This window comes from Thiococcus pfennigii, from assembly GCF_016583835.1.
GTDB classification, from domain to species: domain Bacteria; phylum Pseudomonadota; class Gammaproteobacteria; order Chromatiales; family Chromatiaceae; genus Thiococcus; species Thiococcus pfennigii.
Genome location: NZ_NRRW01000075.1, coordinates 1 through 14,270 on the forward strand (window position 1 = coordinate 1; position 14,270 = coordinate 14,270).

General features: G+C 66.1%; 14 protein-coding genes. 10 read left to right on the forward strand and 4 right to left on the reverse strand.

The window, feature by feature from the left end:
• Nucleotides 1-62: 62 nt before the first annotated feature.
• A complete protein-coding gene (locus tag CKO41_RS16545; protein WP_200252623.1) occupies nucleotides 63-710 on the reverse strand; it encodes a hypothetical protein in 648 nt (215 codons plus the stop codon).
• Nucleotides 711-1,378: 668 nt separating this feature from the next.
• Between CKO41_RS16545 and CKO41_RS16550 the strand changes: the two genes are divergently transcribed.
• From CKO41_RS16550 to CKO41_RS16560, 3 genes are read left to right on the forward strand one after another with little or no spacing between them, the layout of a single operon-like run.
• Nucleotides 1,379-1,975: an ATP-dependent zinc protease family protein gene (locus CKO41_RS16550; protein WP_242464394.1), complete on the forward strand. Its 597-nt coding sequence runs from the start codon at nucleotides 1,379-1,381 to the stop codon at nucleotides 1,973-1,975.
• Nucleotides 1,972-3,495, forward strand: coding sequence for an inactive transglutaminase family protein (locus tag CKO41_RS16555; RefSeq protein WP_200383093.1), 1,524 nt, complete (start codon nucleotides 1,972-1,974; stop codon nucleotides 3,493-3,495). Before CKO41_RS16550 ends, CKO41_RS16555 begins: the two co-directional genes overlap by 4 nt.
• Complete coding sequence (locus CKO41_RS16560) at nucleotides 3,492-4,451, forward strand: alpha-L-glutamate ligase-like protein (protein ID WP_200252630.1); 960 nt, start codon at nucleotides 3,492-3,494, stop codon at nucleotides 4,449-4,451. The genes CKO41_RS16555 and CKO41_RS16560 overlap by 4 nt, the downstream gene beginning before the upstream one ends.
• A gap of 117 nt (nucleotides 4,452-4,568) precedes the next feature.
• Here the strand turns inward: CKO41_RS16560 and CKO41_RS16565 are convergent, their stop codons facing one another.
• The gene (locus tag CKO41_RS16565; protein ID WP_200252633.1) at nucleotides 4,569-4,811 is read right to left on the reverse strand and encodes a hypothetical protein; all 243 of its coding nucleotides are present in this window, start codon (nucleotides 4,809-4,811) and stop codon (nucleotides 4,569-4,571) included.
• Nucleotides 4,812-5,015, reverse strand: a complete 204-nt coding sequence (locus tag CKO41_RS16570) for a hypothetical protein (RefSeq protein ID WP_200252635.1) — start codon at nucleotides 5,013-5,015, stop codon at nucleotides 4,812-4,814.
• Nucleotides 5,016-5,540: 525 nt separating this feature from the next.
• Between CKO41_RS16570 and nifH the strand changes: the two genes are divergently transcribed.
• The 7 genes from nifH (at nucleotide 5,541) to CKO41_RS16605 (ending at nucleotide 11,948) form a co-directional block, all read left to right on the forward strand.
• Nucleotides 5,541-6,422, forward strand: a complete 882-nt coding sequence (gene nifH, locus CKO41_RS16575; protein WP_200383094.1) for a nitrogenase iron protein — start codon at nucleotides 5,541-5,543, stop codon at nucleotides 6,420-6,422.
• Between the two features lie 162 nt (nucleotides 6,423-6,584).
• Nucleotides 6,585-8,069, forward strand: coding sequence for a nitrogenase molybdenum-iron protein alpha chain (nifD, locus tag CKO41_RS16580; RefSeq protein WP_200252641.1), 1,485 nt, complete (start codon nucleotides 6,585-6,587; stop codon nucleotides 8,067-8,069).
• 245 nt (nucleotides 8,070-8,314) lie between these two features.
• The gene (nifK, locus tag CKO41_RS16585; RefSeq protein WP_200383095.1) at nucleotides 8,315-9,886 is read left to right on the forward strand and encodes a nitrogenase molybdenum-iron protein subunit beta; all 1,572 of its coding nucleotides are present in this window, start codon (nucleotides 8,315-8,317) and stop codon (nucleotides 9,884-9,886) included.
• Between the two features lie 82 nt (nucleotides 9,887-9,968).
• Nucleotides 9,969-10,187: a putative nitrogen fixation protein NifT gene (gene nifT / locus CKO41_RS16590; RefSeq protein WP_200252646.1), complete on the forward strand. Its 219-nt coding sequence runs from the start codon at nucleotides 9,969-9,971 to the stop codon at nucleotides 10,185-10,187.
• Nucleotides 10,188-10,445: 258 nt separating this feature from the next.
• The gene (locus CKO41_RS16595) at nucleotides 10,446-10,640 is read left to right on the forward strand and encodes a 4Fe-4S binding protein (protein ID WP_200252649.1); all 195 of its coding nucleotides are present in this window, start codon (nucleotides 10,446-10,448) and stop codon (nucleotides 10,638-10,640) included.
• 78 nt (nucleotides 10,641-10,718) lie between these two features.
• Nucleotides 10,719-11,426, forward strand: coding sequence for a dinitrogenase iron-molybdenum cofactor N-terminal domain-containing protein (locus tag CKO41_RS16600; RefSeq protein ID WP_200383096.1), 708 nt, complete (start codon nucleotides 10,719-10,721; stop codon nucleotides 11,424-11,426).
• A gap of 249 nt (nucleotides 11,427-11,675) precedes the next feature.
• Nucleotides 11,676-11,948 (forward strand): DUF6129 family protein, encoded by a 273-nt coding sequence (locus CKO41_RS16605; protein ID WP_200383097.1) that lies wholly within the window; start codon nucleotides 11,676-11,678, stop codon nucleotides 11,946-11,948.
• Between the two features lie 1,026 nt (nucleotides 11,949-12,974).
• Here CKO41_RS16605 and CKO41_RS16610 read toward each other — a convergent pair.
• A complete protein-coding gene (locus CKO41_RS16610; RefSeq protein WP_200383098.1) occupies nucleotides 12,975-14,216 on the reverse strand; it encodes an ISAzo13 family transposase in 1,242 nt (413 codons plus the stop codon).
• Between the last annotated feature and the right edge of the window lie 54 nt (nucleotides 14,217-14,270).

The window sequence follows — 14,270 nt, forward strand, 5'->3', positions numbered from 1 at the left end:
TTAGGGAGGAAGGGCGGGGAGGGCGCAGGGGCAGGCCGCCCCTGCGCGCCGAGTGTCGCGCGTCAGCTCGCGCGCTTGGGGCTGAACAGGCCGACGAAGAAGGTCAGGACGAACCCGGCGATGGCGGCGCCGATCAGCACGGCGTCCCGGTGGCTGACGTAGGCCTCGACCGCCTGGGTGTCGATGGCGCTGGTGTCGATCAGTCCGCCCATCAGCAGGGTACCGCCGATCAGGTAGGCGCCGAGGATGAGCATCCGGAAGTCCAGATGCAGGCCGGCGAGCACGCAGGCCAGGCCGACCACGTAGATCAGGGGCAAGCCCGATGTCTGCACGTCCAGGTTCAGGTGGCCCAGCTGGAGCAGCAGAAGGTAGAGGACCAGGATCGAGGCCCCCCAGTGGAGCAGGGTCGCGACCAGGTAGCCGAAGAAGCCGCGGCGCGAGCGGCTCCAGCCGGCGAACAGGGCGACCACGGCGATGATCCCGACCAGGAGCTTCCAATAGTCGAGCCCGGCGGCGCTCCCCGAGGCCAGGTACAGGAAGCCGACGACGGCCAGGGCATAGAGCAGCCCGAAGGCCAGCAGTTCCCACAGTCGGCCATGGAGCCCGCCCTGTCGCTTGGGCTCGGCCGGCGCGCTCGCCGGCTTGGAGAAGGAGGCGCCATCGGGTTGGACGGCGGCCGTGTTGGTGGACGTATCGCTCGATTCAGTCACGCATAACCCCCTCTGTCGTATCGTTTGAAAGTCCGCTAGATCGGTGTACCGGATCGCTGCCCAGGGGCGTCCGCTCGCGCGGGGCGCCCTATGGGTCGGTGCCCGGCGGACGCCCCTCGCCCGTCGAGCCCCGATACGCCCGTTATCTTAAACCCGGGGAAAACCATCTGCCCACATCGCAAGGGGTTTCGCGCAAGCTGGGTCCGTCCTGATCGGCGGGGGTGCGCTCGAGGCGTATCGGCGGACTCCGCCAGCGTCGCCTGCGCCGGTCGGCGCCCGCTTGGGGGCGCTCGGGGCGAGCGATTCGGGGTCGGCCGGCAGCCAATCGCCGGCAAGCCGACTCCTACGGTGCGCAGTCGGCCGCCCAGGGGGTGTGGGCCTGGACGAGGCCGACTCGATCCCCCCGCCCCGGGAGGGCTGGGTTTCGCCAGCGCACCCAGATGAGGATCGGCCGGCGACCGGGCGAGCCATCTCGAAAAAGGCCGGAGAAGGGATCCTGTGCGGTTATCTCACGGTCGACCCGTCAGCGGGCCGTTATGGTACAGTACAGAACTTTATTCGTGTGCCCAGCTATCGTCTCTTGGTGTATGGTCTTCCTTCGGTCTTTCGTCCGGCGCCGCGGAGTTGGCGCGGCAGCGCTCTGCATTCTGTTTGCCGGTTGCGGATCCTTGCCGATCGGTGAGGCGACCCTGGCCGAGCGGCGGGTCGTCGAATGTCCGGCCGTCGAATGTCCCGTGTGTTCGGCGCCATCGGATTGCCCGCCGCCGACAGTCGTCGAGCGCGTGATCACCAAGCGCGTCGAGGTGCCGGTCGCGCGCCCCCCCGAGACGGGCGGCGATCTCGATCTGCCGATCATCGGGGCCGTCGAATGGGTCGAGGTCGACCCTCCGGGGCTGCGCCTGGAGGCACGGATCGACACCGGGGCCGAGACGACGTCGATCCACGCCGAGGATGTCGAGGTGGTGGAGATCGATGGCCGCCGCTTCGTGCGCTATACGATCACGGATCCGGTCTCGGGCGAGGCGCATCGCGTCGAGAATCCCGTACGGCGTCGCGTCTTGATCAAGCAGCAGGATGGCCAACACGATCGTCGGTACGTGGTCCGCCATTGGGTCACCCTCGGCGAGACGCGCCTCTATGTGGACGTCACGCTCGCGGATCGCGCCGAGATGACCTTCCCCGTGTTGATCGGCCGCAACGTCCTGACCGACATCGCCATCGTCGATGTCAGCCAACACCATGTGCTGACGAACGAGTCCCTATGATCGCATCGAGAACCCAGGTGGCCCTGATCGTCGGGCTGTTGCTGCTGCTCGGTCTCGGTCTGACGCTCTACAAGACGACGATGCTCGGCTTCCCGCTGTTGCCGGGCGAGTACCGCGATGTCTGGACCATCGAATCGAAGATCTCCTTCCAGCCGAAGGACGAGCCGCTGACGGTCGAACTCGAGCTGCCGCAGGGCCTCGCCGGCTGGACCATCATCGAGGAGCATTTCGCATCGTCGGGCTTCGGCTTCTCGGTCAGGGACTCGGACGGCCATCGCAAGGCTCGTTGGACGCGTGAGGGCCTCGACCGCCCGACCACCCTCTACTACAAGATCCAGACCTACCGCGCCGCGCAGGCGTCGCTGCCGGATCGCCGGCCGCGGCCGGTGCGCCCGCCCCGGCTGGAGCCGGATCAGTTGGCCGCGATGGATCGCTTGGTCGCGATGTTGCGCGAGCGCTCGGCGGGTATCGAGACCTTCACCGAGTTGATGATCCAGGAGATCAATCGCAAGACGCTCGATCAGGATGTCGAATTCCTCCTGGGGACCTATCAGGCCGACCGGGTCACCATCATGCTCGACATCCTGGCCTCGGCTGGCATCGCCGCGCAACGTGTCCGCGGCATCGCGCTCGAGGACGGCCGTCGCCGCCAGACGATCAGTTCGCTGATCGAGGTGCACAACGGGAGCGATTGGACGCTTTACCATCCCGAGACCGCGGCCACGGGTCTGCCGCCGGATTTCTTCGTCTGGGAACGTGGCGACGAGGCCATCCTCACCGTGGTCGGCGGTCAGGGCTCCAGCCTGGAGTTCGCGCTGTTGCGCAATACCCTGCCGGCGAAGACGGTCATGGCCATGGAGCACCGCACCCGCGAGTACGCGCTGGTCGATTTCTCGATCTATGCGCTGCCCGTCGAGCAGCAGGGCGTCTTCAAGACCCTGTTGCTGATCCCGGTCGGGGCCTTGGTGGTGGTCTTTCTGCGGTTGTTCGTCGGGATCCCGACCTCCGGCACCTTCATGCCGGTGCTGATCGCGTTGGCCTTCATCGAGACGACGCTGCTCGTCGGCCTGTTGCTCTTCATCATCCTGGTCGGCGTCGGCCTGTGGATCCGCTCCTGGCTCAGCCGTCTGAACCTCCTGCTCGTCGCCCGCGTCTCGACGGTCGTCATCGTCGTGGTCCTGTTGATGGCGGTCTTCGCGTTGGGCAGTTACAAGCTCGGCCTCGATCAGGCGCTGACCGTGACCTTCTTCCCGACCATCATCCTCGCCTGGACCATCGAGCGGATGTCGATCCTCTGGGAAGAGGACGGTCCGCACGAGGTCTTGATCCAGGGTGGCGGCAGTCTGCTCGTCGCGGTGCTCGCGTACCTGGTCATGACGACCCGCGTCGTCGAGCACCTGACCTTCAATTTCCCGGAACTCTTGATCAGTCTGCTGGCCGTCATCATCCTGATCGGCCGGTACACGGGCTACCGACTCTCCGAACTCTACCGCTTCCGCGACCTGGCGAAACCGAAATGATCCGCCTGATCTCCCCGCGTGAACTGGCGCGCCTGGGGATCCTGGGCATGAACCAGCGCAATCACGGGTACATTGGCCGCTACAATCGGCGCCAGAACTATCAGCTGGTCGACAACAAGCTCAAGACCAAGGCCGCCGCGCTGGCCAATCACATCCCGGTGCCGGAGCTCTACGGCGTCATCGAGCACCAGTTCGAGGTGCGGCGGCTCGATGCGCTGCTCGCGGAGCGGACGAGCTTCGTCATGAAGCCGGTCCAGGGCAGCGGTGGCAAGGGCATCCTGGTGATCGCCGGGCGGCGCGGCGGCGCCTTCATCAAGACCTGCGGCACGGCGATCGGGGCGAGCGATCTGCGCCGGCATGCCTCGAACACGCTGGCCGGCCTCTACAGTCTCGGTGGGCGGACCGACCACGTCATGATCGAGTCGCTGATCGAGTTCGATCCGCAATTCGCGCAGTACAGCTACGAAGGCGTCCCCGACGTGCGCGTCATCATCTACAAGGGCGTGCCCGTGATGGCGATGATTCGCTGCGCCACCCATCGCTCCGGCGGCAAGGCGAACCTGCATCAAGGGGCGGTCGGGGTCGGGCTGGACATGGCGACCGGCCGCAGCATCTGCGCGGTCCAGCAGGGCCGCATCGTCGACGTCCACCCGGATACCGGCGCCCGGTTCGACGACCTGCGGATCCCGCACTGGGAGCGGATCCTCGACTTCGCATCGCGCTGCGCCGAGATGACCGGTCTCGGCTACCTCGGGGCGGACATCGTCTTCGATTATCACAAGGGCCCGATGCTGCTGGAACTCAACGCCCGGCCCGGTCTCGCGATCCAACTGGCCAATCAGTGCGGGTTGCGCCATCGGCTGCGCGCGGCCGACCGCATCGCCGTCGAGGCGACCGATCGCGCCGAGCGCGTGCGTCTCGCGCAACAGAGGTTCGGCGTCGCCTGCGACGCCTGAGCCGGCCTCGCCAGGGGGCGGCCTGCGTGGTGCCCCTCCCGCGCCCCCGTCCCCATTCCGACCCCTGCCCGCTGGCCGCGAAGCCCTGCCTCGCGGCCTCGGCGTGCTCCCCGTCGGTCAGCCCTTGCCGAGGCGGGGCGGTTGTCCGCCATCGCCTTCATCGGTCGCGGCGGCGTCCTTCTCGGCCGGCCATTCGATGAAGGCGAAGAGCCAGATGGCGAACAGGTTGACGAAGGGCAGGATCAGTACCAGCGACCACCATCGAGAGAACCCGGCCTTCACAGCCACCGGCCCGAAGACGACGACGGGGATCGCCAGGACCGCGACAGCGACCAGTGCGAGAAGCAGGATGTCGCCCATCTAGCGCCCCCCGCCGGTGCTGCCGCCGAGCTTCCACTTCGACAACGACAGGATCACGCCGGTCAACAGGATGCCGCCATACGGGATGAAGATGGTCAGGCTGATCAGGGGATTGACGCCGGCCCGCCGACAGATTCGGTACACGGGGTAGAGAAACAGGATGGCCAGGATCACTGCCTGGCCAAGGTACTCTTCGAGTGTCATCGCCCACCTCCCGGGCTTGCTTCTTGGGCGGCGCAGCCCGTTTGGACATGGATCTGCGCGCGGGGGCCGCGGCTTCGAGCGGCATCCGAGGGGCCGCGCATCGTCGGTGGTGCCGCGTCGGTTCCGACATCCGGTCCGGCCGCGGCGACCCGGTCCAGACCCGTCGCGGTCAAATGGTGACACATCGATCCCGGATTTACATCCAGCGCGGCGGCCGGGAGGTCCGCGCATTCCATTCGAATGGGGTCCGCTCCGCCTTGGCCGGTCTGGCTCGCAGGGTGGGCGCATCGTCAGCCGGCCCGACGGCCGTGGTACCCCGATCTCGCGGCGACGGGCTGTCGCTGTCCAGACAGGCGTTCGGGCTTTGTCGGCTTTGCGACGTGCCCGGGCGCGTCGAGGCGCGCCATTAAGTCATTTTAAAATAATGACTTCCGCTCTTCGTTCTTGTTGGCATGTAGGTTGCATTATTCGGGATGAACACCCTGTTTGTCCACTGCTGCAACAGCGAAACGGAGGAGCGATCCCATGGCACTGCGTCAATGCGCCATCTACGGTAAGGGCGGTATCGGTAAGTCGACGACCACCCAGAATCTGGTCGCGGGTCTCGCCGAGGCCGGCAAGAAGGTCATGATCGTCGGCTGCGACCCGAAGGCCGACTCGACCCGTCTGATCCTGCACTCCAAGGCCCAGAACTCGGTCATGGAACTGGCGGCCGAGGCCGGCAGCGTCGAGGACCTGGAGCTCGAAGACGTCATGGCCGTCGGCTTCGGCAACGTCAAGTGCGTCGAGTCCGGTGGTCCGGAGCCGGGCGTCGGCTGTGCCGGCCGCGGCGTCATCACGGCGATCAACTTCCTCGAGGAAGAAGGCGCCTACGAGGCGGACCTCGACTTCGTCTTCTATGACGTCCTCGGCGACGTCGTCTGCGGCGGCTTCGCGATGCCGATCCGCGAGAACAAGGCCCAGGAGATCTACATCGTCTGCTCCGGCGAGATGATGGCCATGTACGCGGCCAACAACATCTCCAAGGGGATCGTGAAGTACGCCAACTCCGGCGGCGTGCGCCTCGCCGGCCTGATCTGCAACAGCCGCAACACCGACCGCGAGGACGAACTGATCGAGGCCCTCGCCGCCCGCCTCGGCACCCAGATGATCCACTTCGTGCCGCGCGACAACGTCGTGCAGCATGCCGAGATCCGCCGCATGACGGTCATCGAGTACGACCCGACCTGCAAGCAGGCCGACGAGTACCGCGCGCTGGCCAAGAAGATCATCGAAAACAAGAAGTTCGTGATCCCGACCCCGTGCTCGATGGATGAGCTCGAGGAGCTGCTGACCGAGTTCGGCATCCTCGATCCGGACGACGAGAGCATCGTCGGCAAGACCGCGGCCGAGGCGGCCGTCGCCTGAGTATTCGGCAATCGGGCTGCCCCTGTCCCGAGGTTCGCCCCGGGGCGACGGGCTGCACGCAGGACCTTTCGCTTTCGCCCCGCCGCCCGGCATGGGGTGCCCTTGTTCCAACGCGCGTTCGTCGGCGGATTGGCCGCGGCGCCGAGATGAGGAATCGCCAACATGGCAACTTTGAGTCGTGAAGAGGCCCAGGCCCTGATCCAGGAGGTCCTCGAGGTCTACCCGGACAAGGCCAAGAAGGACCGGGCCAAGCACCTGGCCGTCAACGATCCTTCGATCGACCAGTCGAAGAAGTGCATCACCTCGAACCGCAAGTCCCAGCCCGGCGTGATGACGATCCGCGGCTGCGCCTACGCGGGCTCGCGCGGCGTGGTCTGGGGTCCGGTCAAGGACATGATCCACATCTCCCACGGCCCGGTCGGTTGCGGCCAGTACTCGCGGGGCGGGCGGCGCAACTACTACGTCGGCCTCACCGGGGTCAACAGCTTCGGCACGATGAACTTCACGTCCGACTTCCAGGAGCGCGACATCGTCTTCGGTGGCGACAAGAAGCTCGACAAACTGATCTCCGAGATCGAGACGCTGTTCCCGCTGAGCAAGGGCATCTCGGTGCAGTCCGAGTGTCCGATCGGCCTGATCGGCGACGACATCGAGGCCGTCTCGAAGAAGAAGGGCAAGGAGCTCAACAAGCCCGTGGTGCCGGTGCGCTGCGAGGGCTTCCGCGGCGTGTCCCAGTCGCTCGGGCACCACATCGCCAACGATGCAATCCGCGACTGGGTGCTGCACCGGCGTGACACCGACAACTCCTTCGAGCAGACGCCCTACGACGTCTGCATCACCGGCGACTACAACATCGGCGGTGACATCTGGCCCTCGCGCCTGCTGCTCGAGGAGATCGGCCTGCGCGTGGTCGCCCAGATGCCCGGCGACGGCACCGTCTCGGAGATGGAGCTGATCCCGAAGGTCAAGCTCAACCTGGTGCACTGCTACCGGTCGGTGAACTATCTCGCCCGGCACCTGGAGGAGAAGTACGGCATCCCGTGGATGGAGTACAACTTCTTCGGGCCGACCAAGATCGCCGAGTCGCTGCGCAAGATCGCCGCCCGGTTCGACGAGACGATCCAGGCCAACGCCGAGCGGGTCATCGAGCAGTACCGGGCCCAGTACGAGGCGGTCATCGCCAAGTACCGGCCGCGCCTGGAGGGCAGGAAGGTCATGCTCTATGTCGGCGGCCTGCGCCCCCGGCACGTCATCGGCGCCTACGAGGATCTCGGCATGGAGGTCGTCGGGACCGGCTACGAGTTCGCCCACAACGACGACTACGATCGCACGATCAAGGAGATGGGCGACGCGACCCTCCTCTACGACGACATCACCGGCTACGAGCTGGAGGAGTTCGTCAAGCGCGTCAGGCCCGACCTGATCGGCTCCGGCATCAAGGAGAAGTACATCTTCCAGAAGATGGGCATCCCGTTCCGCCAGATGCACTCCTGGGACTACTCGGGTCCGTATCACGGCTACGACGGTTTCTCCATCTTCGCCCGCGACATGGACATGACCGTCAACAACCCCTGCTGGTCGATGATGCAGGCCCCGTGGCTGAAGTCGGCCGCAGACGATTCATCGGCAATGGCTGCGAGTGCCTGATTCGCCAGCGACCTAACCGCGGAGACGCGAAGACGCAGAGAACGCCACAGAGGGATTGATCATCGAATCCCAGGCCTTGGCTTGGATGCCAGGGCGGACGCGACGCATCGCTTCCAGACTGGCCTGCCTCTGCGATCGCTCTGCGTCTTTGCGCCTTTGCGGTTAGGAATCATTGGATCGAACGACTTCTTATCCCCTTTCCATTGCCTCCGTCCGCGGATGAGCGGCGAGGTGGGAGCCGACCCATGAGCCAGACCCTCGACAAGATCAAGCCCTGCTATCCATTGTTCCTCAACGAGGAATACAAGAAGAGCTTCGCCGACAAGCAGGCGCTCTGCGAAGAGCGCCCGTCGATGGAGAAGATGGAAGAGGTCTTCCAGTGGACCACGACCAAGGAGTACCAGGACCTCAACTTCCAGCGCGAGGCCCTGACGATCAACCCGGCCAAGGCCTGTCAGCCGCTCGGCGCCGTGCTCTGCGCGCTCGGCTTCGAGAAGACGCTGCCCTACGTGCACGGCTCGCAGGGCTGCGTGGCCTACTTCCGGACCTACTTCAACCGCCACTTCAAGGAGCCGGTCGCCTGCGTGTCCGACTCCATGACCGAGGACGCGGCGGTGTTCGGCGGCCAGAAGAACATGTTCGACGGCCTGAAGAACGCCAAGGCCCTCTACAAGCCGGAGATGATCGCGGTCTCGACGACCTGCATGGCCGAGGTCATCGGTGACGACCTCAACGCCTTCATCGGCAATGCGCGCAAGGAGGGCCACATCGAGGAAGACTTCCCGGTGCCCTTCGCCCACACGCCGAGCTTCGTCGGCTCCCACACGACCGGGTGGGACAACATGTTCGAGGGGACGATTCGCTACTTCACCCTCAACGAGATGGAAGGCAAGCAGGTCGGCAGCAACGGCAAGGTCAACCTGGTGCCGGGCTTCGAGACCTATCTCGGCAACTACCGCGTCCTGCACCGGATGATGCAGGAGATGGGCGTCGGCTATTCGCTGCTCTGCGACCCGTCCGAGGTGCTCGACACCCCGGCCGACGGCGAGTACCGGATGTACGAGGGCGGTACCACGATCGCCGACGTCAAGGACGCGCCGAACGCGATCGACACCCTGCTCCTGCAACCCTGGCAGCTGACGAAGACCAAGAAGTTCGTGCAGAACACCTGGCAGCAGCCGGCGAGCGAGATCCATATCCCGATGGGGCTGGAGTGGACCGACGAGTTCCTGATGAAGGTCTCCGAGCTGACCGGCAAGCCGATCCCCGAGTCGCTGGCCAAGGAGCGCGGCCGGTTGATGGACATGATCACCGACAGCCACGCCTGGCTGCACGGCAAGAAGTTCGCGCTCTGGGGCGATGCCGACTTCGTCCTCGGCATGGTCAAGTTCCTGATGGAGCTCGGCGCCGAGCCGACCCACATCCTCTGCCACCACGCCAACAAGCGCTGGCGCAAGGAGGTCGAGGCGCTGCTGGCCAGTTCGCCCTACGGTGCCGGCGGCAAGGTCTACATGAACAACGACCTGTGGCACATGCGCTCGCTGGTCTTCACCGACAAGCCGGACTTCATGATCGGTAACTCGTACGGCAAGTTCATCCAGCGCGACACGCTGCACAAGGGCAAGGCCTTCGAGGTGCCGCTGATCCGCATCGGCTTCCCGATCTTCGACCGGCATCACCTGCACCGGATGACGACCCTCGGCTACGAGGGGGCCATGTACATCCTGACGACGCTGGTCAACGCGGTGCTCGAGCGGCTCGATGAGGAGACGCGCGAGATGGGCGTCACCGACTTCAACTACGACCTGATCCGCTGAGCGGATCGCCCGCCCGCCGCCGGCCCGCCGTCGTTCGCGACCGCGGGCCGGCGGGCCGGGAGACCAGCCGGAGAGGATCTCGATGCCAAGTGTGATGATTCGCAGGAACGACGACGGGGGGCTGCTCTTCTATGTCGCCAAGAAGGACATGGAAGAGACCATCGCCGCGGTGGAGCACGACAGCGCCGAACAATGGGGTGGCGAGGTGGAACTGACCGACGGCTCGCGCTGGTACATCGATCCGATCAGCCCGCCCCCGGCGTTCCCCACGACGCTGCGCTTCAAGCGGGTCGAGGGTTAGGCCGTCAGCCGTCAGCCGTCAGCCGTCAGCCGTCAGCCGTCAGCCGTCAGCCGTCAGCCGTCAGCCGTCAGCCGTCAGCCGTCAGCCGTCAGCCGTCAGCGACTGAGACGCCTCTTTGACCGAAGTTCCGTCCAGTGCGCGAGCCGGGCTCTAGGCGACGTCAGCTGGGGGCTCTCGCGGGTGGCCGCAAGCTGGAGGCTGTCATCCGGCCGTACCAATCGACCGCAACGACCTTTCAATATTCTGGAGACACCATCGATGGCCCTACAAATCACGCGCGACGTCTGCACCGCCTGCGGCGATTGCGAGCCCGTCTGTCCGACGCACTCGATCAGCCCCTTCAAGGGCGTCTATCGGATCGATCCCGCCACCTGCACCGAGTGCGAGGGCGAATTCGACGACCCGCAGTGCCTCGATGCCTGCGGGGAAGACGACTGCATCGTGCCGGCCTGATCGATTCGGGTCGGCCGGCGAGGAGACGATTCGCAACGATCGCGCCGCCCGAGCGCGGCGCACCTGGGGAGCGAGACCATGACCAGAGCACCCATCTCCGACGACATCGCCCTGCGCGTCGCGCTCGCCGCGCGGGCCTTGCCCGAGACGCCGCCGGCGCGCCTCCTCAAGGTGCTCGCCGACGCCGTTGGCCTGCCGCTCACGGCCCAGCGTCTCGAGGCGCTGACGGTCCGCCAGCTCAAGGCGGCCGCCGACGGCGAGCTCGGCGAGGTCGACGTGCCGCACCTCAAGGGCGCCCTGGCCTTCCTGAAGGGCGAGGCGATCGGCGACAGCACCCCGCCGCCGCCGCCCGAGGGCGAGGTCCGCGAGCGGCTCGCCGACTCGATCCGCGTCGCCTGCGCCTCCAATACCGGCGAGGCCCTCGACGGCCACTTCGGCTCCTGTCGGCGCTTCCTCGTCTATCAGGTCTGGGCCGAAGGCAACAGCCTCGTCGACGTGCGCGAGGTCGACGAGGCCGCGATCACGGACGACAAGAACGCCTATCGTGCCGGACTGATCGGCGACTGCCAGGTCCTCTGCGTCGCCTCGATCGGCGGGCCGGCCGCGGCCAAGGTCGTGCGCGCCGACATCCACCCGATTCGCTTCCCCGAAGGTGGCAGCGCCCGCGAGCGCGTCGCCACCCTGCAGCGCGTCCTCGCCGACAAGCCGCCGCCCTGGCTCGCCAAGGTCATGGGCCGCGATCCCGAGGACCGCGTCCGCTTCGCCGTCGAGTCCGACGAGGCATGATCCCCAAAAAGGCAGTTGAGCGTTTCGTCATGGATTCAAGTCGTGGAAATCGCTAAGAGGCTTTACGTGAGTCCTGCTCACCCGCTCGATGAAGGTTGCTACGGCGCCCGATGCACGTCGCGCGCGGCGCCCAGCGGTGTTACAAGTCGTTGCAATAGCCGGGCTATTGCGCCTCCTTGTGCCTTGCCGGACACCCCGCGTGGCGCACCGCGGGCACCGTCCAACTGCCGCTTTTAGGATGATCGTAGGATGATCGACGCCGAGCGCATCGCCGAGGTCGCCGCCATCGTCGCCGCGGCCGGTCTGAACGACGCAACCCTCGCGCGGCTGCGCGCCGACTTCGCCGACCTGCACTTCACCTATTGCAGCGACGACGACGTCGGCGAGCGTGAGCCGGCCCACGCGATCCCCGGCTGCAACATCTATCTGATCGACGGGACCGGCCACTGCCTGGCCTTCACCAACGACCCCGAGGCCGCGACCGGCCTCGTCCTCGCCGCCGTCGACGACGCGGCCTGGTGATGTGCGCCGGCGACGCGACGCCCGCGGAGGCCGCTGTCGGGTTACGGCGCGCGCTGGCCAGTTCCTTCTCGGCGACCGCCGTGCCGGCGCACCGAACCCGACCTACGGGCCGTGCCGGTATCGCCGGGGCCGTAGGTCGGGTTAGCCCCTACAGGGCGTAACCCGACGGCCGGCAACGCGGAGCCTGCGGAGGCCGCTGTCGGGTTACGGCGCGCGCTGGCCAGTTCCTTCTCGGCGACCGCCGTGCCGGCGCACCGAACCCGACCTACGGGCCTTGCTGGTATCGCCGGGGCCGTAGGTCGGGTTAGCCCCTTGAGGGCGTAACCCGACGGCCGGCGACGCGGCGCCCGCGCATGCCTGTCGGGTTACGGCGCAACGCCGGCTACGAAGCCCAAAGGTCACACGCCGGTGAATCTCTCCGCATGCGTCGTCGCGATTCTCTCTGGTGCCTCCAGGATGGGCGCTCCTCGATCGAATCTGCTAGCGTTGACATCGTCTTCATCGGTAAGAAATCGAGGGGTTCCGATGCCGACTGTCACTGTGTCCGACAAGCCGTAGGTCGGATGAGCCCCGAGGGGCGTAACCCGACGGCCGGGGCAACGCGGCGCCCACCGAGGCCGCTGTCGGGTGACGGCGCGCGCTGGCCCGTTCGTTGTCGGCGACCGCCGTGCCGGCGCGCCTAACCCGACCTCGGCCGTGCCGGTATCGCCGGGGCCGTAGGTCGGGTTAGCCCCTAAGGGCGTAACCCGACGGCCGGCAACGCGGAGCCTGCGGAGGCCGCTGTCGGGTTACGGCGCGCGCTGGCCAGTTCCTTGTCGGCGACCGCCGTGCCGGCGCGCCTCACTGGACCCGCGGGCCTCATAGTTTTTTGCGATCTGGCGCGCGCACGGCTGGCGTTTAGAGGAGACCGTCCAGGTCCGGGTGGCCTGGTCGCGCGCGGCTGCGGCTGAGCCGGATCCCTTCTGTGGGGAATCGCTGGGTCCCCAGGCTCGCAGTGTGGGCTTGGCCGCGCGCCCTAAGGGACCGTCAATAAATAACTGTACCATTTCCAGATGGCGCAATGGTGTAGTTCCAGTCGCCGTGGAAGTCGTGACGGCGGATGTTCACCTCCGCAAGCTCGCCGTCGGTGACCTTCCTGCCCAGCGGGTACTCTGAGGCATCCAGTTCCGCATGAACTCGCAAGCCGGCGTCGGTTTTGGTTTCCGCGATCAGATTCACGATCACCTCGTGGCTCACAAGCGGCTTGCCGCGCCAGTTTTGGGTGATGAACGAAAAGAGCCGATGCTCGATCTTGTTCCACTTGCTGGTTCCCGGCGGGAAGTGGCAGACGGTGATCGGCAGGGCGATCTCGTCGGCGAAGCGCTGCAGTTCGGTTTTCCACAGCCGAAGGCGCGATCCGTTGCTGCCACCGCCGTCCGCGGTGATCAGGAGTCCTTGCGCTCGCGGGTAGATCGGGTGTCCCATGCTGTGCCACCAGTTTCGAATCGTGGCAACGGCAAACTCGGCTGTATCGTGATCGGTTCCGACGCCGACCCAACCGGCGTTCTCGCCGATATCGTAGACGCCATAGGGTGCGGCACGCCCAAGTTCCTTGATCTTGAAGTCATGGACGCGGGCCTCTTCGGGTTGTCCTCGCGGCTGCCATTCCCGACCCGCATTCTTGAAGTCGCCAACCAGTTCCTTCTTTTTCGTATCCACTGAAATCGCCGGCTCGCCCTTCGCCAACGCCGTTTGTACTCGCGCATTGATGTACTCGAACTGGGCATCGCGGTCCGGGTGAGCGCTTCCCTCGCGGGTCTTGCGGTTCCCCTGCAAGCTGTAGCCCATGTCGTCGAGCAGCTCGGCAACCAGGCTGTGGCTGACCTTGTGCCCGCGCGAACGCAGTTCCGCGGCGAGCTTGCGAACGCTCTTGCATGTCCATCGCAAGGGCGACTCCGGGTCCCCGCGCGTGAGCGGATCAACGAGCGCGTTGAGGTCGTCCTTCAGCGATGGGTCCTTGTCGACGGTCCTCTTGCGTCCGCCACCGGGCTGGCGGATCCTTGACCCAGAGCCCGAGGAAACGCCTGCTCCGGACCCTTTGAGATCCAGCAGCTCCTGCTTCCCAACTCGGATGGCCCGGCGAGAAACGCCGGTCGTCTCGGCGACCAAAGAAACACCCCCTCGACCAAGCGCTTCGGCCTCCGCCGAAGCAACAAGTCGCCGCAGGCGCTCATCGAGTACCGGCGCCAGCAGTTCAAATCGCTTCTTGATCGCGATCTCATCGACCATGCCCCTATCATAGCAGGGCGCTCAGAATGAGACACTTATTTGCGGACAGATCCT